Source organism: Bradyrhizobium sp. 87, assembly GCF_023073015.1.
In the GTDB taxonomy this organism is placed as follows: Bacteria; Pseudomonadota; Alphaproteobacteria; order Rhizobiales; family Xanthobacteraceae; genus Bradyrhizobium; species Bradyrhizobium canariense_D.
The window spans coordinates 368,226-392,794 of sequence record NZ_JADPIQ010000128.1 but is presented as its reverse complement, the minus strand read 5'-3'; the positions used below and the strand labels follow the sequence as shown (position 1 = coordinate 392,794).

The 24,569-nt window shown below is 64.0% G+C and carries 25 protein-coding genes, 1 tRNA gene and 1 pseudogene; 11 read left to right on the top strand and 16 right to left on the bottom strand.

Annotation, left to right across the window (positions count from 1 at the left end; genetic code table 11):
- Positions 1–67: 67 nt before the first annotated feature.
- From IVB50_RS33290 to IVB50_RS33280, 3 genes are all read left to right on the top strand, one after another.
- Entirely contained in the window at positions 68–289 is a 222-nt protein-coding gene (locus tag IVB50_RS33290) for a dodecin (RefSeq protein ID WP_018453224.1), read from the top strand.
- 158 nt (positions 290–447) lie between these two features.
- Positions 448–2,352 (top strand): diguanylate cyclase, encoded by a 1,905-nt coding sequence (locus tag IVB50_RS33285; protein WP_247299274.1) that lies wholly within the window; start codon positions 448–450, stop codon positions 2,350–2,352.
- Between the two features lie 65 nt (positions 2,353–2,417).
- Entirely contained in the window at positions 2,418–3,065 is a 648-nt protein-coding gene (locus IVB50_RS33280; protein ID WP_026232488.1) for an HAD family phosphatase, read from the top strand.
- Between the two features lie 24 nt (positions 3,066–3,089).
- Here the strand turns inward: IVB50_RS33280 and IVB50_RS33275 are convergent, their stop codons facing one another.
- The 6 genes from IVB50_RS33275 to IVB50_RS33250 all read right to left on the bottom strand — a co-directional run bounded on the left by IVB50_RS33275 (position 3,090) and on the right by IVB50_RS33250 (position 10,391).
- Positions 3,090–4,058 (bottom strand): dipeptide ABC transporter ATP-binding protein, encoded by a 969-nt coding sequence (locus IVB50_RS33275; protein ID WP_007597389.1) that lies wholly within the window; start codon positions 4,056–4,058, stop codon positions 3,090–3,092.
- On the bottom strand, positions 4,055–5,050 hold the full coding sequence (locus tag IVB50_RS33270) for an ABC transporter ATP-binding protein (RefSeq protein WP_085350758.1): 996 nt from the start codon (positions 5,048–5,050) through the stop codon (positions 4,055–4,057). Before IVB50_RS33270 ends, IVB50_RS33275 begins: the two co-directional genes overlap by 4 nt.
- Positions 5,050–5,967 carry an ABC transporter permease subunit gene (locus tag IVB50_RS33265; RefSeq protein ID WP_007597392.1) on the bottom strand — a complete coding sequence of 306 codons (918 nt, stop codon included), beginning with the start codon at positions 5,965–5,967 and terminating at the stop codon, positions 5,050–5,052. The genes IVB50_RS33270 and IVB50_RS33265 overlap by 1 nt, the downstream gene beginning before the upstream one ends.
- Positions 5,933–6,892, bottom strand: a complete 960-nt coding sequence (locus IVB50_RS33260) for an ABC transporter permease (protein ID WP_007597394.1) — start codon at positions 6,890–6,892, stop codon at positions 5,933–5,935. Before IVB50_RS33260 ends, IVB50_RS33265 begins: the two co-directional genes overlap by 35 nt.
- Before the next feature lie 28 nt (positions 6,893–6,920).
- The gene (locus IVB50_RS33255) at positions 6,921–8,711 is read right to left on the bottom strand and encodes a peptide ABC transporter substrate-binding protein (RefSeq protein ID WP_026232487.1); all 1,791 of its coding nucleotides are present in this window, start codon (positions 8,709–8,711) and stop codon (positions 6,921–6,923) included.
- A 261-nt stretch (positions 8,712–8,972) separates the two neighbouring features.
- Positions 8,973–10,391, bottom strand: a complete 1,419-nt coding sequence (locus tag IVB50_RS33250) for a M20 family metallopeptidase (protein WP_018453219.1) — start codon at positions 10,389–10,391, stop codon at positions 8,973–8,975.
- 283 nt (positions 10,392–10,674) lie between these two features.
- On the opposite strand from IVB50_RS33250, the gene IVB50_RS33245 reads away from it, so the two are divergent.
- The 3 genes from IVB50_RS33245 to IVB50_RS33235 all read left to right on the top strand — a co-directional run bounded on the left by IVB50_RS33245 (position 10,675) and on the right by IVB50_RS33235 (position 13,034).
- Entirely contained in the window at positions 10,675–11,646 is a 972-nt protein-coding gene (locus IVB50_RS33245; protein ID WP_018453218.1) for a S1C family serine protease, read from the top strand.
- A 28-nt stretch (positions 11,647–11,674) separates the two neighbouring features.
- Entirely contained in the window at positions 11,675–12,745 is a 1,071-nt protein-coding gene (locus tag IVB50_RS33240; protein WP_018453217.1) for a phospholipase, read from the top strand.
- A gap of 82 nt (positions 12,746–12,827) precedes the next feature.
- Entirely contained in the window at positions 12,828–13,034 is a 207-nt protein-coding gene (locus IVB50_RS33235; protein ID WP_018453216.1) for a hypothetical protein, read from the top strand.
- Positions 13,035–13,111: 77 nt separating this feature from the next.
- Here IVB50_RS33235 and IVB50_RS33230 read toward each other — a convergent pair whose 3' ends face one another.
- The 3 genes from IVB50_RS33230 to IVB50_RS33220 form a co-directional block, all read right to left on the bottom strand.
- Entirely contained in the window at positions 13,112–13,771 is a 660-nt protein-coding gene (locus tag IVB50_RS33230) for a DsbA family protein (RefSeq protein ID WP_026232486.1), read from the bottom strand.
- 98 nt (positions 13,772–13,869) lie between these two features.
- Positions 13,870–14,346 (bottom strand): PaaI family thioesterase, encoded by a 477-nt coding sequence (locus IVB50_RS33225; RefSeq protein ID WP_018453214.1) that lies wholly within the window; start codon positions 14,344–14,346, stop codon positions 13,870–13,872.
- 3 nt (positions 14,347–14,349) lie between these two features.
- Positions 14,350–14,778, bottom strand: a complete 429-nt coding sequence (locus tag IVB50_RS33220) for an acyl-CoA thioesterase (protein ID WP_018453213.1) — start codon at positions 14,776–14,778, stop codon at positions 14,350–14,352.
- 109 nt (positions 14,779–14,887) lie between these two features.
- Here IVB50_RS33220 and IVB50_RS33215 point away from each other — a divergent pair, with 109 nt between their 5' ends.
- The gene (locus IVB50_RS33215; RefSeq protein ID WP_018453212.1) at positions 14,888–15,436 is read left to right on the top strand and encodes a TetR/AcrR family transcriptional regulator; all 549 of its coding nucleotides are present in this window, start codon (positions 14,888–14,890) and stop codon (positions 15,434–15,436) included.
- A 47-nt stretch (positions 15,437–15,483) separates the two neighbouring features.
- On the opposite strand, the gene IVB50_RS33210 is transcribed toward IVB50_RS33215, so the two are convergent.
- Complete coding sequence (locus IVB50_RS33210) at positions 15,484–15,975, bottom strand: hypothetical protein (protein ID WP_085361101.1); 492 nt, start codon at positions 15,973–15,975, stop codon at positions 15,484–15,486.
- Between the two features lie 202 nt (positions 15,976–16,177).
- Here IVB50_RS33210 and IVB50_RS33205 point away from each other — a divergent pair, with 202 nt between their 5' ends.
- The gene (locus IVB50_RS33205; RefSeq protein WP_018453210.1) at positions 16,178–16,462 is read left to right on the top strand and encodes a PsiF family protein; all 285 of its coding nucleotides are present in this window, start codon (positions 16,178–16,180) and stop codon (positions 16,460–16,462) included.
- Positions 16,463–16,560: 98 nt separating this feature from the next.
- Positions 16,561–17,646 (top strand): AbrB family transcriptional regulator, encoded by a 1,086-nt coding sequence (locus IVB50_RS33200; protein WP_085350767.1) that lies wholly within the window; start codon positions 16,561–16,563, stop codon positions 17,644–17,646.
- Positions 17,647–17,649: 3 nt separating this feature from the next.
- Here IVB50_RS33200 and IVB50_RS33195 read toward each other — a convergent pair whose 3' ends face one another.
- The gene (locus IVB50_RS33195) at positions 17,650–18,189 is read right to left on the bottom strand and encodes a disulfide bond formation protein B (protein WP_018453208.1); all 540 of its coding nucleotides are present in this window, start codon (positions 18,187–18,189) and stop codon (positions 17,650–17,652) included.
- Between the two features lie 154 nt (positions 18,190–18,343).
- Between IVB50_RS33195 and IVB50_RS33190 the strand changes: the two genes are divergently transcribed.
- Positions 18,344–18,428: transfer RNA gene (locus IVB50_RS33190), tRNA-Leu, on the top strand.
- Between the two features lie 101 nt (positions 18,429–18,529).
- Here the strand turns inward: IVB50_RS33190 and IVB50_RS33185 are convergent.
- From IVB50_RS33185 to IVB50_RS33160, 5 genes and pseudogenes are all read right to left on the bottom strand, one after another.
- On the bottom strand, positions 18,530–19,852 hold the full coding sequence (locus IVB50_RS33185; RefSeq protein ID WP_018453207.1) for an FAD-binding oxidoreductase: 1,323 nt from the start codon (positions 19,850–19,852) through the stop codon (positions 18,530–18,532).
- A gap of 345 nt (positions 19,853–20,197) precedes the next feature.
- A pseudogene (locus IVB50_RS33180) lies at positions 20,198–20,437 on the bottom strand (cupin domain-containing protein); the annotation flags it as partial.
- A gap of 73 nt (positions 20,438–20,510) precedes the next feature.
- Positions 20,511–21,545, bottom strand: a complete 1,035-nt coding sequence (locus IVB50_RS42820; RefSeq protein ID WP_345946341.1) for a cupin domain-containing protein — start codon at positions 21,543–21,545, stop codon at positions 20,511–20,513.
- Complete coding sequence (gene pdxA / locus IVB50_RS33165; RefSeq protein WP_026232485.1) at positions 21,545–22,549, bottom strand: 4-hydroxythreonine-4-phosphate dehydrogenase PdxA; 1,005 nt, start codon at positions 22,547–22,549, stop codon at positions 21,545–21,547. The genes IVB50_RS42820 and pdxA overlap by 1 nt, the downstream gene beginning before the upstream one ends.
- Entirely contained in the window at positions 22,546–23,613 is a 1,068-nt protein-coding gene (locus IVB50_RS33160; protein WP_026232484.1) for a four-carbon acid sugar kinase family protein, read from the bottom strand. The genes pdxA and IVB50_RS33160 overlap by 4 nt, the downstream gene beginning before the upstream one ends.
- Here IVB50_RS33160 and IVB50_RS33155 point away from each other — a divergent pair.
- Positions 23,589–24,560 carry a LysR family transcriptional regulator gene (locus tag IVB50_RS33155; RefSeq protein ID WP_240543311.1) on the top strand — a complete coding sequence of 324 codons (972 nt, stop codon included), beginning with the start codon at positions 23,589–23,591 and terminating at the stop codon, positions 24,558–24,560. The genes IVB50_RS33160 and IVB50_RS33155 overlap by 25 nt on opposite strands.
- The last annotated feature ends 9 nt before the right edge of the window (positions 24,561–24,569 follow it).

Genomic DNA, 24,569 nt, shown 5'->3' with positions numbered 1-24,569 from the left:
TCGCGCGGGCGCCAGTTGTCCGCGACAGACATATCCGGTCCCGCCACAGCACGAGGGGAGAATAGTCATGGCCACAAGCGAGACGGATCACGTCTACAAGATCCTGGAACTGGTCGGATCGTCCGAGACGTCGATCGAGGATGCGATCAAGAACGCGGTCAGCCGGGCCGCAAAGACCGTTCGCGAGATGAAATGGTTCGAGGTGGTGCAAACGCGCGGCCATATCGAGAACGGTGCCGTGCGCCACTACCAGGTGACGCTGCGGGTCGGCTTCACGCTGGATGAGTGAGGCAGAAAGGCCCGGCGCGCGGGGTCAGCCTGGTTAGCTCGACGATAGCCCGTCAATTGTCGAGGATTGTTCCGACCGGAAGCGCACAATCCGCACGGAAGTTGCAACAGCCCGTTAAGGCCAAAGTGAGAGGTTTGCGCCGAAATGGAGCAAGCCTGATGACCACGGGCCGCGAACTCGGAAAGACGCGCCTTCCGCTCTGGGCAGCGGGTTTCGTCATCCTGACCTGCTTCGCCATCCTCGGCTTGAGCGCCTGGCGTGAATGGGAAACACGCAATGCCGATCTCAAGAACGCCGAGATCGACGTCGCCAATCTGGCGCATTCGCTGATCCAGCACGCGGACGACACCTTCGAACTCGTTGATACAATCCTCGTAGGCCGGGTCCACCGGCTCGAAATCGACGGGACGGGTCCGGACACGATCACCAAGCTTCAGGCCTATCTGCCGACACGAAAATCATCGGACCGGATCCGCGGCATCTTCGTTTATGACGCGAGCGGGCAGTGGCTTGCCACGACCGAGCGGCTCGACTTCTCCAAGCTCAACAACAGCGACCGCGAATATTTCCAGCGTCATCGGCACTCGCCGGAGATGGGCACGCTGATCGGACCGCCCGTGAAGAGTCGAGCCGGGGGCCAATGGGTCGTCACCGCGTCCCGCCGGATCAACGATGCCGACGGCGGCTTCGCCGGCGTTGCCCTGCTCACGATCGACGTCGGCTATTTCGTCAAGTTCTACGAGCGGTTCGACATCGGTACGAACGGCTCGGCATCGCTGCTCAACGATAGCGGCATCATGCTGGCGCGCAGCCGCGACGACAGTGGCGCCTTTGTCGGACGCGACCTGTCCAATGCGCCCTTGTTCAAGGGATGGGAAAGTCGCCCCGCCGCAGCAGTCTACTATTTCAAGTCGCCGCTCGATGGCGTCCAGCGGCTGAGCTATTACCAACGCAGCAGCCGCTATCCCCTAATGGTGCTGGCGAGCAAGTCGCGGGACGACGTGCTGGCGCCGTGGCGGCAAGCCGCGGCTGCGCGCACCACCTTCGTCCTCGGCCTTGTGCTGCTGATCGCGGTGATCGGCTTCTACCTGGTCCGTCAGCTCGTACAGCGGCAGCGCACGGCCCAGGCCCTCGTCGTCAACGAAGCAAACTTCCGCCTGTTGGCCGAGCAATCCAGCGACATGGTGACCCGGATCGGGCTGGACAACCGGCTGCTCTACGTTTCCCCCTCGTGCGTACGCATCACGGGCTGGTCCTCCGACGAGCTGCTATCCACCTCGGCCCTGGCCGGCATTCACGCCGACGACATGGAGCGGGTCGAGCAGGCTATCGCCGCGCTTAAGAATGGCGAGGCCGAGGAGACGCGGTTCGTCTATCGCCACCGTCATCGCGACAAGGGCGAGATTTGGGCGGAGGCGGCGTTGCACGTGACCCTGGCGTCGGACAGCGGTGAGATCGACGGCGTCGTCGCGGTGGTGCGCGACATCACCGAGCAGAAGGATCTTCAGGACAAGCTCGCCTCGCTTGCAACGACCGACGGCCTCACCGGACTCGTCAACCGGCGCGCGTTCGACGAGCGCCTCGCCGAGGAATGGGCCCGGGCCCGGCGCGATGGCACGCAGCTCTCGCTCCTGCTGATCGATGTCGATCATTTCAAGAAGTTCAACGACCAATACGGGCATCTGGCGGGCGACGGATGCCTGCGCGCGCTGGGCCGGATCCTATCAACCCACACCAAGCGCCAGGCCGACGTCGCGGCGCGCTACGGTGGCGAAGAATTCGCCGTGCTGTTGCCGAACACCGGTCCCGAGGGCTGCGCCGAGGTCGGCGAAGGGATTCGCAAGGCTCTGCACGATCTCGCCATGCCGCATGCGCAAAGTCCCCCCTCGCGCCTGGTGACCGCAAGCGTTGGCGGCGCGACGAGTCTGCCGTCCCAAACCACGGCGGACTGCAGCACGCTGGTCGGCGCCGCCGACCGCGCGCTCTACGCCGCCAAGGACAACGGCCGTGACCGGCTGGTGATGTCGGGACAGGTCGTTCCCTGGCCCGCCAGGAGCGCGTGACGGATCGACCGCTGGCCCGATTTGTTGCCTGCGCTCCAGCGCGGTATGGCTTGGATCACGGCCGGATGTTCGGCCAATCCGAGAGTGCTGCGGTGACCGGTCAAATCAAACTCGTCCTCTTCGACATGGACAATGTCCTCTGCGACTACGACACGGCAAAGCGTGTCGCATGGCTGGCGAAGGTTGCGGGGACCACGAGCGAATCCGTCCACAAGGCGATCTGGGACAGCGGCTTCGAGCTGCTCGGCGATTCCTGCACACTCGATGCCGCGGACTATTTGCGGGGTTTCGGCGACCGCATCGGCTATCCGCTGTCACTGGACGAGTGGATCGAGGCGCGACGCCGTTCAATGCAGGCCGATCGTGCCATGCTGGAGATTGTCGGCAGCTTGCGTCAAACCGTCGACATTGCCGTCCTGACCAACAACACGACGCTGGTCGCCGACCATATCGCAGCGCTGCTGCCGGAATTGCCACCGCTGTTCGGCTCGCGAATCTACGCCTCGGCCCGGTTCAAGACGGCGAAGCCGGACCCGCGCTGCTTCCGCCTCTGTCTGTCGGAGCTCGACGTCAAACCGGAGAACGTCCTGTTCGTCGACGATCTCATGGCCAATGTCGCCGGTGCGCGAGAGGCGGGCCTGTTCGCGCATCACCACACCTCGGTTGAGGCTTTCAGGCGGGCCCTGTCGGAGCACGGCCTGCTTCACGCATGAATGCGCGATCCGCTTTTCCCGGCGTCAGGCGAGATGGCACGCCACAAAGTGCCCGCCTGCTCCCTCCTTCAGCTCCGGTGCGCTTTCCGCGCAACGCGGCTGGGCGATAGGACAGCGGGTGTGGAAGTGGCAGCCCGACGGCGGCTTCATCGGGCTCGGAACGTCGCCCTTGAGGCGGATGCGCTCGCGCTTGAGCTTGGGATCGGGCACCGGCACCGCCGATAACAGCGCCCTCGTGTAGGGATGCTGCGGATTGCGGTAGAGGTCGCTGGCCTTGGCGAGCTCGACGATACGGCCAAGATACATCACCGCGACCCGGTCGGAGATGTGCTCGACCACCGACAAATCGTGCGCAACGAAGAGATAGGTGAGGTTCAGCTCCGCCTGGAGATCTTCCAGCAAGTTGATGACCTGCGCCTGGATCGAGACGTCGAGCGCAGACACCGGTTCGTCGCAGACGATCAGTTTCGGCTCGACCGCGAGCGCACGCGCGATCACGATGCGCTGGCGCTGACCGCCGGAGAATTCATGCGGATAGCGGCGCATGTGCTCGGCCTTGAGCCCGACCTTCACCAGCAGGCTCGCGACGCGATCCTCACGCTCCTTGGCGGATGAGCCGAGCTTATGGATGACGAGGGCTTCGCCGAGGATGGCGCCGACCGTCATGCGCGGATTGAGGGAGGCGAACGGGTCCTGGAACACAAGCTGCATGTTCCGCCGCATCGCGCGCAAATCGTTGCCGCCGAGCTGGCGGACATCCTGACCGTCGAACACGACCTCGCCGTCGGTCGGTTCGATCAGGCGCAGCACGCAGCGTCCCGTCGTCGACTTTCCGCAGCCGGATTCGCCGACGAGGCCGAGCGTCTCGCCGCGGTTGACCGAGAACGAGACCCCATCGACGGCATAAACGCTGCCGACCTGGCGCGACAACAGGCCGCCATGCACGGGAAAATATTTCTTCAGGCCGCTGACGCGGAGCAGGGGCTCGGTCATGCTGCGCCTCCCAACTGCGTATCTCCCAGATGACAGGCCATACGGTGGCCGGGCGCGATCTCGCGCAGCAGCGGCTCCCTCTCGGTGCAGACGCTCATGGCGTGGCGGCAGCGCGGAGCGAAGCGGCAGCCGACCGGCGGATTGATCAGGATCGGCACCGAGCCGCCGATCGCCTCCAGCCGCACCTTGTGCTCGCTGGCGAGATCGATGCGCGGGATCGAGCGGATCAGTCCCTGGGTATAGGGATGGCCGGGATTGCCAAAGAGGTCGTCGACGGGCGCCTCCTCCACCACCTTGCCGGCATACATCACGACGACGCGTTGCGCGGTCTCGGCGACGACGCCCATGGCATGGGTGATCAGCATCACCGCCATGCCGAAGCGTTCCTTCATGTCCTGGAGCAGGTCGAGGATCTGCGCCTGAATAGTGACGTCGAGGGCCGTGGTGGGCTCGTCGGCGATGATCAGTTTCGGCTTGCAGGCGAGAGCCATCGCGATCATCACACGCTGGCGCATGCCGCCGGAGAACTGATGCGGATAGTTGTGCACGCGGCCTTCGGCGTTGGGAATCTGCACCAGCTTGAGCATCTCGATGGTGCGATCGAGCGCCTGTTTCCTGGTGACATTCTCATGGCGGCGCAGGCTTTCGGCGATCTGCTCGCCGATGGTCAGCACCGGATTGAGCGAGGTCATCGGCTCCTGGAAGATGAAGCCGATCTCCTTGGCGCGGATCTCGTCGAGCTGACTGCTCGTCAGCGGCACGAGATCGCGGCCCTCGAAGATGATCTCGCCTGCCGCGATGCGGCCCGGCGGCATCGCGATCAGCTTCAGGATCGACATCGCGGTGACGGTCTTGCCGCAACCGGATTCGCCGACGACGCAGAGCGTCTCGCCGCGGTTGATGGAGATGTCGACACCGTCGACCGCCTGGAGGATGCCGTCGTCGGTGGAGAAGTGGGTTTTCAGTCCCTTGATCTCGAGCAGCGGCGCCATCAGATCACCCGCCGCGCATCGAGCGCGTCACGCAGGCCGTCGCCGATAAAATTGATGGCGACCACTGCGATGAAGATCGCGCCGCCCGGGAACAGCGCCCAGTGCGGGCCGATGTCGAGAAAGTCTTTCGCGTCATAAAGCAGCCGGCCCCAGGTCGGCGTATCCGGCGGGAAGCCGAGGCCGAGGAAGGACAGCGTCGATTCCGCGATGATGGCTGCGGCCACGTCGATGGTGCCGGCGATGATCACCGGACCGAGCGCATTGGGCAGGATATGGCGCACCACCTGCCGTACCGGGCTGGCTCCGAGAGCGCGCGCGGCTTCGACGAATTCCTTCTCGCGGATCGACAGGAACTGGGCGCGAACGAGGCGGGCGACCGGCATCCAGCGCAAGCCACCGATCACGAGCACGATCAGGATGAAAATGCCGCCCTCGGGGCCGAACGCTGCCTTCAGCCCGTCGCGGAAGAGATAGATCAGCAGCAGCAGCAGGGGCAATTGCGGCAGCGACAAAAAGAGATCGGTGAGCCACATCAGCCCATGGCCGAGCGCGCCGCGCGACATGCCGGCGAGCGCGCCGATCAGCACACCGACAAAGACCGAGACCAGCATCGCGGCGAGACCGACCGCGAGCGAGATGCGCCCGCCATAGATCATGCGGGCGAGGATATCCTGCCCGAGATCGTCGGTGCCAAAGGGATGGGCCAGCGACGGCCCCTGCATGCCCGCCACGATGTCGATGTCGTCGATCTTGACCCGCCAGATAAAGGGGCCGACCACCACCGCCAGGATCAGAACGAGGAGCAGGAACGCGCTGACCACGGCAAGCTTGTGGCGGCTATAGCGCCGCCACGTCTCGCGCCAGGGCGAGTAGACGCGCCGCTCAGCGGAGGGAGATGCGAGGGTCAAGCCAGCCATAAAGAACGTCCGCGATGAGATTGAACAGCACGACCAGGCACGCAAAGACGAAGGTGACGGCCATCACCACCGGCGTGTCGTTGGAAAGGATGGAGGAGATCAGCAGCGAGCCGATGCCGGGGATGCGGAAGATCTGCTCGGTGACGATGGCGCCGCCGAACACCGCCGGGATTTGCAACGCAATCAACGTGACGACCGGGATCATCGCGTTGCGCATCACATGCTTGATGATCACCCGCCTCTGGCCGATGCCCTTGGCGCGCGCGGTGGTGACGTAGTCGAGCCGGATCACGTCGAGCATCGCCGAGCGCACGAAACGCGTCATCGACGCAGCCTGGAACAGGCCGAGCACCGCCACCGGCATGATCGCCTGACGGATCATCTCCAGCACCCAGTGAATCCCCGTGCCCTTGATGTCGGTCGTGTAGACGAAAGGCAGCCAGTCCAGCGTGACCGAGAAGATCAGGATGAACAGGATGCCGGTGAAGAAGGTCGGCAGCGAGAAGCCGACAAAGGCGAGCGTGTTGGCGACCTGGTCGAACAGCGAATAAGGTTTCGTCGCGGCGTAGACCCCGACCGGGATCGCGATCAGGAGCGCAAGGATCTGCGCCGAGCCGATCACGTACAGCGTCGTTGGCAGTCGCTGGAGAATGAGCGTGTCCACGTTCATCCGGCTGACGAAGGAGAAACCCCAGTCGCCGTGCAGCATGGCGTTGAGCCAGTGCAGGTAACGAAGGTAGATCGGATCGTCGAGGCCGAACTTCGCCCGAAGCGCGAGAGCGACTTCGGGCGGCACGTTCGGATTGGTCGCTAGCTCGGAGAAGGGATCGCCCGGGGCGAGTGCGAGCACGACGAACAGCACGAGCGAAATTCCGAGCAGGCTCGGAATCGCGATCAGGAGGCGACGCAGGACATACTGGCTCATGAAGAAGGACCGCTCTAGGCGTGCGTGATCATTCTTCGCGGTACCAGTCGAACAAATTGTCGGTCTCGTTGGCCCAGCCGGAAACGACCGGGCGCAGATTGTTGGCGGCCGCCTCGACCTTCAGACGGTGCTGCACCGGGATGAAAACGATGTCGTGGTACATGAGATCATTGGCCTTGATGTAGAGCGCCGCGCGCTTGACCGGATCCATTTCGCCGTCGGCGGCCAGGATGGTCGCGTCGTACTCCTTGTTGACCCAGCGCGGGAAGTTGGTGCCCTGCCACTTGTTCTCCTTGGTGGCGACGAGGTTCGAAAGGTAACGACGCATGTGCTGCGACGGATCGGGCTGGCTCAGCGGGATCTGGAACATCTCCATGTCGGCGTAGAACTTGGAATAGGTGTCGGGATTGCCGACGTCGGAGGAGAAGAACACGGAGGCGACGACCGATTTCAGCTCGACGTCGATACCCGCCTTCTGGCAGGCCTGCTTGACGATGGCCTGCGTCTTCTGGCGCGGCCCGTTGATCGCGGTCTGGTAGAGGAGCTTCAGCTTCTTGCCGTCCTTCTCGCGGATGCCGTCGGCGCCCGGCTTCCAGCCGGCGTCGTCGAGGATCTTCGAGGCCTTCTCGACGCTGAACTCCCACGAGGTGTTCTTGGACACGAATTTTTCGGGCCCGTTGAGGAAGTTGGCGGTGGTGCGGCCGGCGCGGCCGTAGATGGCCTTCTTGACCGATTCGCGATCGATCAGCAGCGAGAGCGCCTTGCGCACCGCTGGATCAGAAAACAGCGGGTGCTTGGTCTTTATCGAGGAGCGTTCGCCATCGACCTCGGTGTTGGGATCGGTGAAGTTCAGCGCGATGAATTCGGTGTCGCCGCCGACGGCGTAGACGGTTTTTCCCTTGCCGCCCTTCTCCAGGCGCAGCAGCACGTCGTCCTCGACCTGAATGTTCCAGCCGAAATCATATTCGCCAGTCTGGATCACCGCGCGCGCGGCAGAGACGGCGTCGCCGCCGCCCTTCATCTCGATCGAATCGAAATAGGGGCGGTTGGCCATGTGATAATCGGGATTGATCACGCCGCGGACAAGATCGCCCGGCTTGAACTCGACGAACTTGTAGGGGCCGGTACCGACCGGCGAGAGGTTGGTCGGCGCCTCCCGCGACTTGGACCCCATATAGTCCTTGAACAGATGTTTCGGGATGATGGTATTGGGAGCCCCGACAAAAGCGTCGGCCCAGAACGGCGTCGGCTTGTTGAACAGGATGCGGACCGTGAGGTCGTCCACCTTCTCGACGGTGATGTCGCGGAGCGTCGCGATGGTCAGTGCGGAGGTCGCCGGATCCTTGGCATATTCCCAGTTGAAGACGACGTCGTCGGCCGTGAACGGCGTGCCGTCATGCCATTTGACGCCGGGCTTGAGTTTCCAGGTCACCGACTTGCCGTCGGCGGCGAGGCCACCGTTCTGGATCGAGGGAATTTCGGCGGCCAGGACCAGCTTCATGTTGCCGTCGGGATCCCAACAGGCGAGCGGCTCGTAGAACAGACGCGCGCCGTCCTGGTCCTTGGTGCCGGTGGCGAAATGCGGATTGAGCAGGGTCGGCCCCTGCCACCACAGCAGCTTGAGCGCGCCACCGCCGCCGCGCTTGGTCGGCTTGTAGGTCGAGGCGCCCTCGGCCATGGCGACGCCGCCAAGGGCGAGAATCTGGTTGGCCAAAGGCGCGGTGAGACCCACGGCGGCAAGACGCTGAATGAAGCCGCGGCGATCCATCCGCCCGTCCTTCACGTCACCGATCATCGAACGCAGTTGTTTATCCAGCATGGTTGTCCCCGTCTGGTTCCCGTATGGATGCAGGCGGTCGCGCGAGGCGACCACCGGGCTTGGCTGGCGGTAGATGGCACACCGAATGGGGTGCGCGTCAACTGCGACCGTGTGTATGCAAACGGTCTTCTGACTGTCTGTTGGGCAAAACCATATTCCGCAGCCCATCCGATCGGCAATCCAGCATCAAAACACGCTGAATTCCGCGCTGCACTGCAGAAAATTTGATCGCCGCATCAGACGAAGTATCGAGGCGAAATTCTACGCCACGGACATGTCGAGCGGCGGCGCGACGTGGTCTGGCAGCGGACAGACGTAAGGCGTCTTGGCTGTCCGCTTCTGGAGGTCAGCCGTGGCAGCCTTGATCAGCTCCGGGTCCGTCAGCGCCTTGATACCGATGCCGGCCATCGCCTTGGCGGCCTGCACCATGGCCTTGTGCGCATGCGCGCTCTTGCCCTGCGCGACCACCTGCCAGGTGTGGAAGGGCGTACCGATTGCAACCGTGGGTGCGTGGACCTGCACGGTCGGCACCACCCAGCTCACGTCGCCGACGTCGGTCGAGCCGACCAGCGGATTGCGCTTGGCATCCAGTGGCACCAGGAAGTCAGCCAGCGGCCGGTCGGTCGGCTCCATGCCGATCGCGTAATAGACCGACTCGATGTCCTTGTCGCTCAGCGTTGCGCGGATCTCCGTGGCAAAGCCCTTGTCTACGTCGTCGAAATGCGGCGGTCCGAGCTCTTCCATGACCCGATGCAGCGCCTGCTCCAGCGGCGTGTTCGGCAGGATGTTGGAGACCGCGGAGATGATCTTCATCTCGACCTTGGTCTCGGTCATCAGCGCCGCGCCGTCCGCGATCTTGCTCACGCGTCCGACCAGCTCGTTCATGCCGGGCAGATCACGGGCGCGGATCGAATAGCGCACGCGCGCATGCGCCTGCACCACGTTCGGGGCGATGCCGCCGGTGTCGAGCAGCGCGTAGTGCACGCGCGCGTCGCTCGGCATGTGCTCGCGCATATAGTTCACGCCGACATTCATCAGCTCCACGGCGTCGAGCGCGGAGCGGCCGAGATGCGGCGAGGCCGCCGCATGCGAGGTACGGCCGGTGAAGATGAAATCGGCGCGGGTGTTGGCGAGTGACGGCGTCACCGCGACTTCCCAGAAGCTGTGCGGATGCCAGGTGATGGCGATGTCGGCGTCTTCGAATGCACCGGAGCGCACCATGAAGGCTTTTGCCGCGCCGCCCTCCTCCGCGGGGCAGCCGTAATAGCGCACGCGGCCCGGCACCTTGTTCTCGGCAAGCCAGTCCTTCACCGCCGTCGCGGCGAGGAGAGCTGCGGAACCCAGCAGATTGTGACCGCAGCCATGGCCGTGGCCGCCAGTCTCGACCGGACGATGCTCCGCGACGCCGGCCTCCTGGCTCAGGCCCGGGAGCGCGTCATATTCCCCCATGAAGGCAATGACCGGTCCGCCCTCGCCCCATTCGCCCATCACCGCGGTCGGAATGCCCGCGACCTGCTCGGTGATGCGGAAACCCTGATGACGCAACTCGGCGAGATGCTCGGCGGCGGATCGCGCCTCGGTGTAGCAGACTTCGGGCATGCCCCAGACCTTGTCGCTGAGGTCGATGAAACGTGCCTTGATCGTGTCGATGCCACGCCAGATGTCGCTGCGGTTGTCCATGCTTCGGCCCCGTGATCCCTCGGTCAAACGAAGCGGCAATGGTTAGCAGCTTCATTGTACCGCGCCTAGCACCTCGCCGGACAGCAGCCATGCGGCCAATGCCGGAGGCCCGCTCGACCGACCGTGCATCAAGCCTTCCCGCGCCTTTCAAAGATTTCATCCGGTGCCTCGGGAATAGTTGGGGAACGAGGCTTTCAAGACGGCCTCCTCCGGCCTAAATTATCCGTGCTTCGCGCGTCGTTCCGCTAATCGGCGGCGCGATGCTCTCAGCCAGGAGAACTCCATGCCCGCCCTGACCGAATGGAGAGTGCCACCGGCCAATCAGCCGCGTGCGAGCGATTACGGTTTCGATCTCGACCGCGCGCTCGCCTCCGTCGTCGGCCTGCATGCCATCATCCCGCCGGACGCCTTCAGCGCCGAGACACTGGGGACTGAACGCGCCGGCAACGGCGTCGTGATCGACGACGGGCTGGTGCTCACCATCGGCTACCTCATCACCGAAGCAGAGTCGGTGTGGCTGCATGTCGGAGACGGGCGCGTAGTGGAGGGACATGTGCTCGGCTTCGATGCCGTCACCGGCTTTGGCCTGGTGCAGGCGCTCGGCCAGCTCGATGTCGCCCCCTTGCCGCTCGGGATCTCGGCCGAGACCCGGCTCGGCGACCGCGTCGTGGTCGGCGGCGCCGGCGGACGCACGCGTTCGGTCGCGAGCCAGATCGTGGCCAAGCAGGAATTCGCCGGCTACTGGGAATATCTGCTGGACGAGGCCATCTTCACCCATCCCGCGCACCCGAATTGGGGCGGCACGGCGCTCCTCAACGAGCGCGGCGAGCTGATCGGCATCGGCTCGCTGCAGCTCGAACGCGAGCGCGAGGCCAAGGCCGAGCACGTCAACATGATCGTGCCGATCGACCTGTTGAAACCGATCCTGGACGATCTGCGCAAATTCGGCCGCGTCAACAAGCCGGCACGGCCGTGGCTCGGACTGTTTTCGACCGAGATCGACAACCGCGTGGTTGTGATCGGGATCTCCGCCAATGGTCCCGCCGCCCGTGCCGAGCTCAAGACCGGCGACGTCATCCTCGCGGTCGACGGCGAGAAGGTCACGAGCCAAACCGGCTTCTACAAGAAGCTGTGGGGCCTCGGCGCTGCCGGCGTCGACGTGCCGCTGACGGTACATCATGAAGGCGTCACCTTCGACGTCACGGTGACCTCGACCGATCGCTACAAGCTCTTGAAGGCGCCGAAGCTGCACTGACGATCAGAACTGACGCAAGGAAGCGACGATGAGCGAGGCCGTCGTTGACGATATCGTGGCCGTGCTGCCGCCGCTGCTCAATGCGCTGGAGGCGCTCGCCTTTTTTCAGCGCAACCTGCACCCGCCGGCCTTCGGCTCCGTGATGAATGCGATTGGCGCTCCCGACGAGGCGTTGCAAACGGCGCGCGCGGCAATCCGAGAATGGCCGGAGGAGTTCACCGGACTGCGCGAGCGGCTCGATCGTGCCTGCGACGAGACGCTCGCCGCCTTTGCCGGCCTGCGCGAGGTCGAACGTGGCAATGGCGACCTCGTCGCGGTCTTCCGCGCACTACGTCATGTGCCGCGCGCGCAGGAGGCACTCTATCCGCTGGCCGTGCGGTTTCCGCCGGTCAGCAGTTTCTTCCTCAACGCCGCGAATCGCGAGAATGCCGACCTGTTGTCGCGGCTCGAAGCCGGCGCGGACGCGCACACCGGCATCATCCACGATCACAACGAGCCCGGCAGCCGCGGTGGCTTTTCGGTCTACGTGCCCGAATATTATACGCCCGATCGCGCCATGCCGCTGGTGATGGCGTTGCACGGCGGCAGCGGCAACGGCCGCGGTTTCCTGTGGAGCTGGCTGCGCGATGCCCGCAGTCTTGGTGCGATCCTGGTGGCGCCGACCGCGACCGGCCCAACCTGGGCGCTGATGGGTGACGATTCCGACACGCCCAACCTCATGCGCATTCTCGAAACCGTGCGCAGCCGCTGGACCATCGACGCCTCGCGCATGCTGCTCACCGGCATGAGCGACGGCGGCACCTTCTGCTATGTCACCGGCCTCGACGGCGCCTCGCCCTTCACGCATCTCGCGCCGGTGTCGGCGACCTTCCATCCGCTGAGGGTCGAAATGGCTGACGCTGCGCGTCTGCAGCGCCTGCCGATCTTCATCGCGCACGGCAAGCTCGACTGGATGTTTCCGGTGCAGACCGCGCGGCAGACGCAGGCGGCCCTCGCCGCCGCCGGCGCCGACGTCACCTATCGCGAGATCGACGACCTCAGCCACACCTATCCTCGCGAGATCAACGCGGAGCTGGTGCAGTGGCTGAATGGAGAATGAACAACCTCTCCTTCCCTGCGCCCTACTGCCGCGGAACAATCGATCCGGGCCGACGTTATCGCCCGTCATCGGAGGTTTCGCCATGCGGATGTTTCTTGGAATGATTTTGGGCGCGCTGCTGCTTGCCTGCGGCGTGTATGTCTATGACTCCATGCAGACGTCGTCGGTTGCTCATGGCGAGGTCGCGACGACCAATCGCACCATCGTAAACTGGGATGTCGCCAAAGCCGATTGGGACGCGCTGCGCGATCGCGCGCACAAGGACTGGGTCCGCATCTCCTCCAAGTAACGATGTGGTATCATGAATGAGGCGCCGTCGCGGGTCCGCGGCGGCGCCTTCGTATTGCGCGGTGAATATCGCTCGGCTCAGTTCATCTTGGCCTTGCGGGCGTCGGCGATGACCTGCTCGAACTCGTTCATGCTGAGCACGCCGGGCACGCGGTATTTGCCGACGATGAAGGACGGCGTGCCGCGGAAACCGAAGGCTTCGGCCTGCTCGTTGTTGCGCTTGAGCACGGCGTCGATGTCCTTGGCGTGATCGGCGAGATCGCGCTTCAACCGATCCATGTCGACGCCGGCCGCCGCGAGCAGTTCGTTGATGCGCGGCTCCGTCAGGCGCGAGCTGACGCCCATCATGGCGTCATGGGCCTGGTGGTATTTGTCCTGGAATTTCGCCGCCAGCGCGGTCCGCGCGGCCGTGACCGAAACCGGACCGAGAATCGGCCAGTCCTTCATCACCAGCCGGACCTTGCCGTCGTCCTGGATGACCTGACGCAACTCGGGCTCGAGCTTGCGGCAATAGGGGCAGTTATAGTCGGACCATTCGATGATGCTGATATTCCCGTCGGGATTGCCGGCCACGGGAACGTCGGGATCGCGCAGCACCTTGGCTTCGGTCAGCACCTCGTCTTCGTCGGTTGCCGCCCGCGCCGCGGTGATCCCACCGGCGACAAGGGCGCCCGCTCCAATCAGCGTCAGCGCCGCGCGCCGCGTCGGCACAAGGCTCTTATTCCTGAATCCAGCCATATCTCGTTCCATTTCGGTCCCATTTCCGTGGATACGGTCCGAGACTGGGAATTGTTACAGGTCATATAGAGTGTCGCGGCGCCGATGTCATCGCCACGCTATGCCGGTATCGGGGCCGGCGCTTGGGAAGCGGCAACGCGGGGCAGCATTGCCATCAGCGTGCCGGTCATCGTGGCGATCAACGTGACCTTGCCCTCGTGCTCGGCAAACGCCCTGGCCTCGCAAAAGGTCAGCGTGCGGCCGGGCTTGACCACCTCTGCCTTGAAGACGAAACGCTCGCCCCGTGCCGGCGCGAGCAGCGTAGTCTTGAACTCGACGGTGAGGATATCGGCCTCGCGCGGCATCAGGGTGAAGGCGGCGACACCACAGGCATTGTCGAGGCCTGCGGTAATGATGCCGGCGTGGACAAAGCCGTTCTGCTGTGTGAGGGCCGGCGAATGCAGCATGGCTAATTCAGCCTCGCCCGGCGCAAGGCGGACGATCACGATACCGAGCGTGTGCATCGCCGGCTGGCCGTCGAACATGGCGATGCCAGCCGCGCGATAGCCCGGGTTCTTCGGCTCATATGCAGCCATGGCTCAGGCCTCCGCCTTCTCGGCGAGGTGCCTCAAGGCCACCTCGCGGATGGCATCCGTGAACGGCACCGATTTGCGCTGGCTCCGGTCCATGTGCACGCCCGTGATCTCGCAGAACGCGGCGATCTCGCCGGTCTCGGCATTGGTCATGTCGTGCCGGAAGCGGATCGATTTGTCGCGGATCTCAAGCAGATGGCTGCGGATCTCGACGATGTCGCCGGCGCGCAGCTCGCGCTTATAGGTGATGTTCTGCTGCACGGCGGCCATGCCGCGGCCGGAGCCGCGCAGATAGCTCGGCGTCAGCCCGAGGCGAGCGAACAGATTCCAGTTGGCCTCGTCGAATTTGCCGACATACCACATGATGTTCATATGGCCGACGTGATCGCACTGCCATGGATAGACCGTGCCGCGATAGGTCGCCTCCTGCTCCATCGCAATTCTCCCTGGCCTTTTCTGCCTTTGATTGTCGATACGGTAGCGTATCAACCTCCTCCCGCGTTAGCAATACGGCACCGTATCAAGAATCGGCGAGGCTGCCTGCATGAGTGACGGCAAAGGCGATGTCTGGGTCGAGGCAGGGCTCACCGAGCTCGCCCGATCGGGAGTCGAGGGGGTTCGGGTCGAGGTGCTCGCCAAGAATCTGGGCGTCACCAAGGGCGGCTTCTACCGCCGCTTCGCCGACCGTGCCGCACTGCTCGGTGCCATGCTGGAACGCTGGCGCGAGGGGCGCTCAACGGCGATCGCGCAGCAAACGAGTCTCGATGGCCAAGAGCCCCGTGAACGGCTGCGGGCGGTGATCCAGCTCTATTCGGAGCGGCTCAATCCGGACGGGATGGCAATCGAGCTTGCGATCCGGCAATGGGCTCGCTCGGACGAGGGCGCCGCGGCAGCGGTGGCGAACGTGGACGCCGCGCGGCTGAAGCACGTCGCCGAACTCTATCGCGCGACCGGCCTCGATACCGAGGCAGCCGAAGCGCAGGCCTTCCTGTTCTACTGCTTCATCTTCGGCCAGAGCCTGCTGTTCGTCGAGCGCGGCCCGCGCAAGCGATCGCAGCTCGTGGCAAAATCGGCCGAGAAGCTCCTGGATTAAAGCAAGAGGCCGGAGCTTGGCTCCGGCCTCTGCGTCGTCTTGAAGCGTCAGGCGGCGCCCTTCAGCTTCTTGTTGCATTCGCTGTAATAGCCGCCGCCCTTCTCGATCCACTTCATGCCGCCATTGCCGTTGGTGGCCTTGTTGGCGTTGTACTGGTCGACGCAGGTGTGCAGGCGCCCCTTGCCGGGGGTCTCCTTGGCGTATTTCGGATCGACCGCGTTCGGATAGATCGCGGGGCCGGCCGGCAGGGTCGGGGCAGCAGCCGGGGCGGCCTCCTTCTTCGCCTGCTTCGGCTCGGCGGGAGCGGCGGGCGCAGCAGGAGCGGCCGCGGTCGGCGCAGCCGCTGGCGTCGCGTCCGCGCCGCACTGGGCCTTGCGGAAGTCATTCCACTTCGTGGTGCCGAGCGACCCGTCCTTCTTGGCGGCCTGGTATTTCGCGCTGCACTCCTGCGAGGTCAGCGCCTGCGCCGGCGCACTTGCCACCAGCGCGGCAAAGCCCGACAGCGCAACTGCACATAGCAACTTTGATTGAATGGTCATCCTTGGTCTCCTCCTTGATCTTCCCCCGAGGGAAGTGAACCGAGGATTGCTATCCTAGCGTGCCGCCCGCCCGCGACAAGGAAGCGATGGCTGCTGCCGCCAAAATATAGTGATCCTCCACGTTCCAATTATTCATGTCGCGTTCAGCAACGCCAGCCGACTTTCGCGCCCTTCGCAATTCCCGCAAGAAGAGTGCAGCACCATGACCCTCACATCTCGCCTCGCCGTCGTCGCTCTCGCCTCCCTGCTCGCCACCGGCACCGCCTTCGCGCAGACCGCCGCGCCGGCAGCAAAGACCGACACCAAAACCACAACCGCCGCCCCCATGGACAAGAAGGCACCGAAGGAGCACTCGGCCGAGTCGCTCGAATGCTCCAAGCAGGCCGACGCCAAGGGCCTGCACGGCAAGGAGCGCAAGAAATTCCGCTCCGAATGCATCAAGACCGCCAAGGCCGGCATGGCCGCGCCGGCTGCGGAGAAGAAGTAAATCCTTCCCCCCTGCTCGCGGCTTCGGCGAGAGGCGCGCGCATTGCGGTATGACGTGGCCGCAATTGTGCGCCTCTTGTTGATTTGCGATAAGGTGGTGTGAAGCAAATCACCGCCTCCCTGCCGTTCGAATGGCCGAGCCGTGCCAAGATGTTGAGCACGGTGGAAACGCTCGTCATTGGCACCGCCGGGGGCCTCGTGTTTCTGCTCGCGGGCCTTCCGGGGGGATTGATCTCGGGCTCCATGATCGCGGTAGGGATCGCCGCGATCGCCGGTCGCCAGCTGACGCTGCCGCCGATCCTGACCCAGACGGTGCTGGTGCTGCTCGGCATTTCGTTAGGATCAGTCGTCTCTCGCCACCTGCTTCAACAGGTCAGTGCCTATCCGCTCACCATCGGGCTGCTCGCGCTCGCGACCTTCTGCTCGACCTTCGGCTCCAGTTATTATCTCCAGCGCATTCACGGCTGGGACCGCACCTCGGCCTTCCTCGCCGGCAGCCCCGGCGCGCTGTCGCAGATCACGATTTTGGCGGTCGAGCGCGGCGCCGACCTGCCGGGCATCGCGGTGGTGCAGACCATGCGCGTCATCATCCTCACCGCGGCCCTGCCGATGGTGCTGGCGTTCGCCGGCGTCGCGCCCTCCGTCGCGCCATCGCTGACGACGACGATCGCCTCGCCGCTCGACCTCGTCGAGCTGGTCGCGGCCTCGCTGGCCGCGGCACTCCTCCTGCGGCTGATCAGGTTTCCGGCGAGCTGGATGTTCGGTGCGATGATCGGCTCAAGCGTGCTGCATGGCGCCGGTTGGGTCGAGGGCGGCCTGCCGGACTGGGTACGCGGCGTGGCGCTGGTCGGCATCGGCGCCCTGATCGGCAGCCGCTTCGCGCGGATGAGGATCAAGACGCTCGCCGGCCACATCAACGCGGCACTGGGCTCGTTTGCCATCGCCATCGCCGTTTCCGCGATCTTCGTCGGCATCGTGGCGCTCACCACGCAGGTGAAATTCTCCGACGTCGTGGTCGCCTACGCACCGGGCGCGATGGACGCCATGCTGGCGCTGGCCCTGACGCTGCACATCGATCCGATCTTCGTCGGCGCACATCACCTCTCGCGCTTCGTCTTCGTGACGATCGCGACGCCGGGCATTGTGCACCTGTTCGGCCGGACGCAGGACGATGTGGATGATTGAGCCTCAGCGCTTCACCGTCGCAACGAATCCCCACGCGGCGATCGCAGCCATCAAGAGCGAGATCAGCACGTTGTAGCCGGCAAGCGAGAGGCCGAGGAAGCGCCACTGCACCTCGTCGCAGCGGACCACCTTCACGGTGTCGAGCCGCGACAGCAGGTCGGTGGCGCTGCCGAGATTGACGACGGGACCGGAGCAGTCGGTCGGTCCCTTCCAAAAGCCCCATTCGACGCCGGAATGATAGGTGCCGAGCCCGGCATTGGCGATGCTCGCGAGCGCAAGGATCGCCAGGCCCGCGAGCAGCAGCGGTCTCGGCGCACCGCCCCGCGCCGCGAGTGCGATGAGCAGGCCGAGCGGGATCACGAGGTAATAGGCGTAGCGCTGCTCCAGGCAGAGCGGACAGGGCACAATCCCGAGCACCAGCTGGAAGAACCAGGCGCCCGCGATGGTCGCGGCTGCCGTCAGCGCGACCGCGAGCGAAGCGGCCAGCGCAGGGGTCGTGGCCGCCGGTTTGAACGCAGGTATTGCGGCACTCTGGGTTGTCACGGCAGCCTCCTTTCGATGGGTCGCTTTCCAAGGCTGTAACCCCGGCTCATGCGGCTGTCGAGAACGGCCCGGATCACTTTGGCGCGGGTTGACCCCGCTTGGTCCATGGCTATAGTCCGCCGGCTTCGCGACGCCCGCCTAGGGCCGACCGAGGGCCCCTGTGGCGGAACTGGTAGACGCGCTCGACTCAAAATCGAGTTCCGCAAGGAGTGCTGGTTCGATTCCGGCCAGGGGCACCAACTAGGCTGTTCAAGCCCGTTCTAAATCGTCCGCAACCATCCGCAGTACTCCAAACCTGGCGTTGCTCGGTACGTGTCAGGCCCGACTTCCGGCTCGATCTTCAGATGGCCGAGATGTCCAGCTTCGAGCCATCGGTCAGACGCGACAGCCGGAACGGTGCGGGATCGACGCAAGGAGTGTCGTTGACGAGAAGCTGTGCGGCCAGATAGCCAAGGCCCGGGCCCAAACCGAAGCCGTGACCCGAGCAGCCCGCTGCGAGGACGAGGCCTTCCACCCGGTCCACCTTCGACACGACAGGCACTGCATCCGGCGTGCAATCGACGAAGCCGCCCCAAGCGCTACCGAGCTTTATTTCGCCGAGTTGGGGGAAGGTTTTCCGGACACTCGCCACCACTTGGCTCACCAGCCATTTCAAGGGCGGAGGATCCAGCACGCGATTCTGTTCGAAGATCCGATCGTCGTTGGTCAGCAGCGCCGTCATTGAATCCGGCCCCGAAACGAACGATTGGCCGACGCCAATCCTGACGTTCTTCAGGCGACGCAAGAACTGCGGCATGAATTCCCGGCTGTACCGGATAGCCTGGGGCGTGATTTCGAGGTTCGCCTTGCCGCTGATCGCAAGCGTATAGCTGCCGTCCAGTCGACGCGTGATCGTGCAGTAGGGTGTGGAGACCGCCTCGCCTATGTTGATTGTCGGGGTGGAACGCAGCGCGGTCTGACGGATGCTCGCTTGGGGAAAACTGATCCCGAGCGGCCGAAGGAAGCGCGAGGACCAGGCGCCGGCGGCGCAAAGCACCGCGCTGGTTCTGATATAGCCCTTCTCCGTGTGCACGCCTGCAATCTTGCCATTGGCCAAGTCGAGCGCCCGCGCGGCGCATCCCTGGTGGATCGTGGCGCCCAGAATTCTGGCCCCTTCGGCGATAGCCGGCGCGGCGAGCGCAGGTTCGGCCTTGCCGTCCCGAGCCGAATAGGTCCCGCCGACCCATTTGTCGCGCGCTTCGGGGACGCGCTCGGCCACCTCCGCCCGGCTCAGCACGCGGGTGTCGACGTCGTACTCCCTGGCGACCTCGCGCCACCTTTCCCAGCCGGCGAGCACAGCCTCGTCGTGGGTCGCATAGACGAGTCCGCAGCGCCGAAATCCGAGGTCCCGATTGATATCGCGCGTGAGCTCGTCCCACAGCCGCATAGAGATCACCGAGAGTGGCAGTTCGCGGCGATCGCGGTTCTGCTGCCGGCACCAACCCCAGTTTCGGCTCGATTGTTCACAGGCGACGTGACCCTTCTCGAGGAGCGCCACAGAGAGGCCGCGCTTCGCCAGGTAATAGGCGGCCGTAGCGCCGAGGATACCGCCGCCGACTATGACGACATCGGCCTCGGCCGGGAGACGCTCATCGCTGTGAATGCGCTCGACATGGGGCGACATGTTCCAACGAACCTCGGCTGCCAAGAACGCGGAAGCAAAATTCCGATCAACCCTTCATCGCATCAGGCGCCCGATAGAATGTGCTGAAATCATCTAGGACTTCGCAAGATGTTCGGGTTTTTGAGCGCTTGAGCGATACGAGCTGCTCAAGCGCGATCGTCCCAGTTCGGCGCAACGGCGGCGCGACCTGCTTGTCCACGGAGACTGGACCGCTTTTCGATGCCCCAGAAAAATGGACCCAGACCGTCGCGATTGGCTCGGCGACACCGGGACGAGTGATGTCCTGAACCACGAGCGTCGAGAAGGCACCAGCGCGGCGGCAAAGCCCATTTCGGCGCCCGAAGTCATCTTCCGCACTGTCTCGATCGTCTTCCATACGCCGACATAGCCGGGTTTCATCACAAAGCTGTCGCCGGCGCGGAAAATGCGAGGCTCCTTGCCTTCCTCGGTCAGCTCCACCACGCCGGAAAGGATGTGGCAGTACTCAAAGGTCTCGCCCTTGATCGAGCGGTTCTCGCCAGGCGTGGCTTCCCAGACTCCGGTCTTCACCGAGTCGGCGCGGGAGGAGTCCTGCTCCCAGGTCCTGAGGTCATCGAGGCCGGACCGGCGAAGGCCGGTCGACGGCGTCAAGCGTTTGCTCCGATCGCAGGCAGACGGTCTAGCCTTCGAGGTCGTGAGCGGTGCCGGCATCCATGGATGTGCCGGGTTCGAGCAGCACGACCTCGCAGACGTCGTCCAGCGCGACAGGGCAATGCTCTACCCCATGCGGGACCACGATGAACTCGCCTTGCTCGATGATCTCGTCCCGATCACGAAACTTCATCAGCAGGCGGCCTTTGTGCACCAGGAAGAGTTCGTCACCGCTCCTGTGAAAGCGCCAGGCGAACTCGCCCGCGAACTTGGCGAGCTTGATCTGCATGTCGTTAATCTGACCCGCGATCTTCGGAGACCAAGTCTCCTTGAGCTGCCCGAACGAGCTGGCCAGGTTCTTCTTGTGGAGCGGCGAGAGATGCCGGTTCAGAGCGGCCACGTCACGGATGATGGCCCCAAGCTGGCGAGCGACGTCCTTGTCGTCGGCCGGATACTTGCCGTCCAACGCGGCCGTGCCGATAGTGAAGCCGGCGGCTCCTGCGTCCTTCAGGATGGCGATCCGCTCAGGCGTATCAATCGAGCCGGCCACATAGACGGGCTTGGGCACCGCCGCGCACACCGCCTTGATGAGGGCCGGGACGTCTTCCTTGGAGCGATAGGCGAGCAGGTCGAGGCCATACACGCCCTCCCGCACGGCGAGCGCCTGGGCGCTCTCAACGATCTCCTCGATGCTCCCTTCGAGCACGCTCGGATGACCGGTGATGCGACCCGGGAAGGGGCAGTATTGAATGCCGGTGCCAGCAAGGATCGGCAACACGTCGTCAACATGTGTGCCGCCGAGCAAGACGTTGACGCCGATTTCAACCGCCGCTTTCGCCGAAACGATCTCACTTTGCCGGTCGAGTGAGACGACTTCGAGATAGGAGGTGGCGCCGTCTGCCTTGATGACCCGGTTGAGAACTTTGAGTCGATCAATCGGCAGGCCGATGTCCTTGAAACCGATGTGGCGAACGCCAAGCCTCAGGGCGGTCTTGAGTTGTTCAGAGGCGTCCCCGACGGTGCGATCGTTGCGCGTGAGCATGAAGATAAAGCGAAGGCCCATTAGACTACCCCTTCTTTGGTCTTAATTTGCGCGGCGACGAGCCTTCGCGCGTAAGCCAGCGCGGTCTCGAGACTGCCGGTGTCGGCGATGCCTCGACCCGCAATGTCGAATGCCGTGCCGTGATCAGGGCTTGTACGGACGAACGGCAGGCCGAGCGTGATGTTCACACCCTTTTCGAGGCCGAGATATTTCACCGGAATTAGGCCCTGATCGTGATATTGGGCCACGACCACATCGAAGCGGCCCTTGCGGGCCTGCATGTAGACAGTGTCCCCGGGCCAGGGGCCACTGGCGTCGATGCCCTCGGCGCGGGCCGCTTCGATCGCAGGCCGGATGATCTGGATTTCTTCGTCGCCGAAGAGACCACCTTCGCCGGCATGGGGGTTGAGCCCTGCCACTGCAATGCGCGGCGCCGCGATCCCGAGGGCCTTGCCGCCCTCATTTGCGAGCCGGATCGCCGACATCTGGGCATCGAAATCCGCTTGGTCGATGGCTTTGCGCAGCGACATGTGGATGGTGACGAGAACCGTGCGGATATCATCGTTGGCCAGCATCATCGCAACGCGCTCCGCACCACCATAGTCGGCGAGGATTTCGGTGTGCCCGGGATAGCGAATGCCCGCGCTTGCCATCGCTTCCTTGTTGATCGGTGCGGTGACGATGCCGCTGACCTTGCCGGCCTTGGCTGCCGCGACGGCGGCGACGATGGCATCGAAGGAAGCTTGGCCGGACATGGCGCTGACGCTCCCGAGCGGAGGCGGCGCGATGATTTGCGTCGCCTCGACGACTTCGATGGACCGCGGCTCAGAGCGCGCCTCTTCAGGTCGGGCGATACGCCTGACCGTCAGCTCGAGACCCAGACGATGGACGATATTCTCCATCACGACGTAGCTGCCGAATACGACCGTGCCTTCGCCGGCTTTGGCCAATGTCTTCGCCACGATCTCCGGGCCGATGCCGGAGGCATCGCCCATTGTGACGGCGAGGGGAGCGGATTGGGTCATGATACAACCAGTTCTGATACCGAGGTGCCAAGGCGGAGCCGCGTGATCGCACGACGCAGCGTATCGTCGTCGCCAAAGCCGCCTGCCTTCATGGCGATCAGCAGCTCTCGTCCATCTCCGAGGGACGTGCGGCCAAGCGGAAAGCCTGGCTCGAGCTCTTGCAGGATCTCGAACTCATAAATGTCCAGGCCGTCCAGAATCGCCTCCATGGTGTCCCCGCCTGTGGCGATCACCATATCGAAACGCTCGTCGGCCAGCCGTCGAGCCGCATTTTGAGCAATGTCGCGCAGGACGGATCCGGGATCATTCATCCGTTCGATCGGAGCCTGCAGCAGAGCGATTCCAGGCTCCATTGCGATGCAGTCGGCCTGACGATGGCTGCGCGGATTGGCGCTGCCGATCGCAACAAGAATGTCGCCACTAACCGCGGCGGTCACGTCCGACGCAACCGCAAGCGGCGCAAGACGCTTCGCCAGGGCAAGGGCCATGCCCGGAGAGCCCACCCATAGGATCGACTCCGGATCCGGCAGGGCCGCAACTTGTTTGTCGAGATCGGCCTGTGTTGCAGCATCAAGGATGACGACGCTTCCGATGGAGGCCGGAACGAGCTCAGCCAGCCGAGAATGTCGCGCCGGATGGACGGGGTCGCGACCGTATTCGGTCTCCGTTACAGGAATGCCGTCCACAAGCTGAACGCCGTCGACGGTTGTACGCCCAGCGCCAGGGAACGCAGGTGCAAAGACCAGCATCTTGCGGCCGCTTACGGTGAAGGCCGCTTCCATCTCGGCCGTCACGTGCCCGCGAAGAGTCGAGTCGACGGTCTTGTAGAGGACAACCCGCGAAGCGAGCTGCTCGGCAAGTTCTGACTGCCGCCGCGCCGCTTGCGAAACCGGCACTGATCTAGATCCGCTATCAACGGCGACAATCGTGGCCTCCTGGTGCGGCAGCCGGCGTCGGCCGACAACGGCTCGCAAACCGCGCTCGACAAACGGACCGGCCCCATCGGCGGCGCTGGTCAGGTCGTCGGCTAGGATACCGATTGTGTATTCGCCATTGGTTCGCATGGATCAATTATGCTAAGCAAATTCAACATAAAAAGCGATATTTTTTGCGCTACATTGGTGATATGAGATCACCAATGAGGCGATCAGAAATACCTTCATTGGACGACTTGCGTGCGTTCGAGACCGCTGCGCGGCTGGGGTCGGTTCGGCTTGCCGCGAACAGCCTTGCCTTGACCCATGGGGCTGTGAGTCGCCGTATCACCAAACTGTCGGAAGACCTTGGCTTCAAACTCTTCGAAAAAAGCGGACGTGGCTTGAGTCTCACTGCCTCTGGAGAAGTGCTCAACCTCACACTCGGCCGTTTCTTCACCGAGCTGGCGACAACCGTTGAGAGCTTGCGTGCTGCCAACGCACAGCAGAACTCCCTCGTTCTCTCATGCGAGCCTTCAGTCGCTATGCGCTGGCTTATTCCACGGCTTGCAAGCTTTCAGGCCGTCCATCCCGACATCGCTCTACATCTGTCAGTCGCCGGCGGCCCCGTCGAGTTTCGCCGCGATCGGATCGATCTGGCTATACGTCGGCTCGACTTTGCGCTCCCAGAGGCGTGGCACGTCCGGCGCCTTTTTCCTGAAAGGGTAGGACCGGTCATGAGCCCTCAGCTCGCAGCGGTGTTTGCCTCAGGAAACTACATCGCCCTAGGTTCGAAGACTCGGGCGGACGCTTGGTCGCGATGGCTTTCCACCCACCCGTCGGTGCGGCGCCCCGCGGAGATACGCTTCTACGATCACCACTTCCTCATCGTCGAAGCAGCATTGGCGGGATTGGGCGTTGCCCTCAGCCCGCGGGTCCTTGCAACGGACGACGTAGATAGAGGGCGGCTCATCGCACCTGCCGGTTTCGATCCGGACGAAAGCCACTATGGCCTCATCTGGGCGGGAGAAACTGAACTGTCTGGGAAAGCGAACTATCTTGCTTCATGGCTGCAGGAACAGTGCAATCTGATCTAATGATTCAAC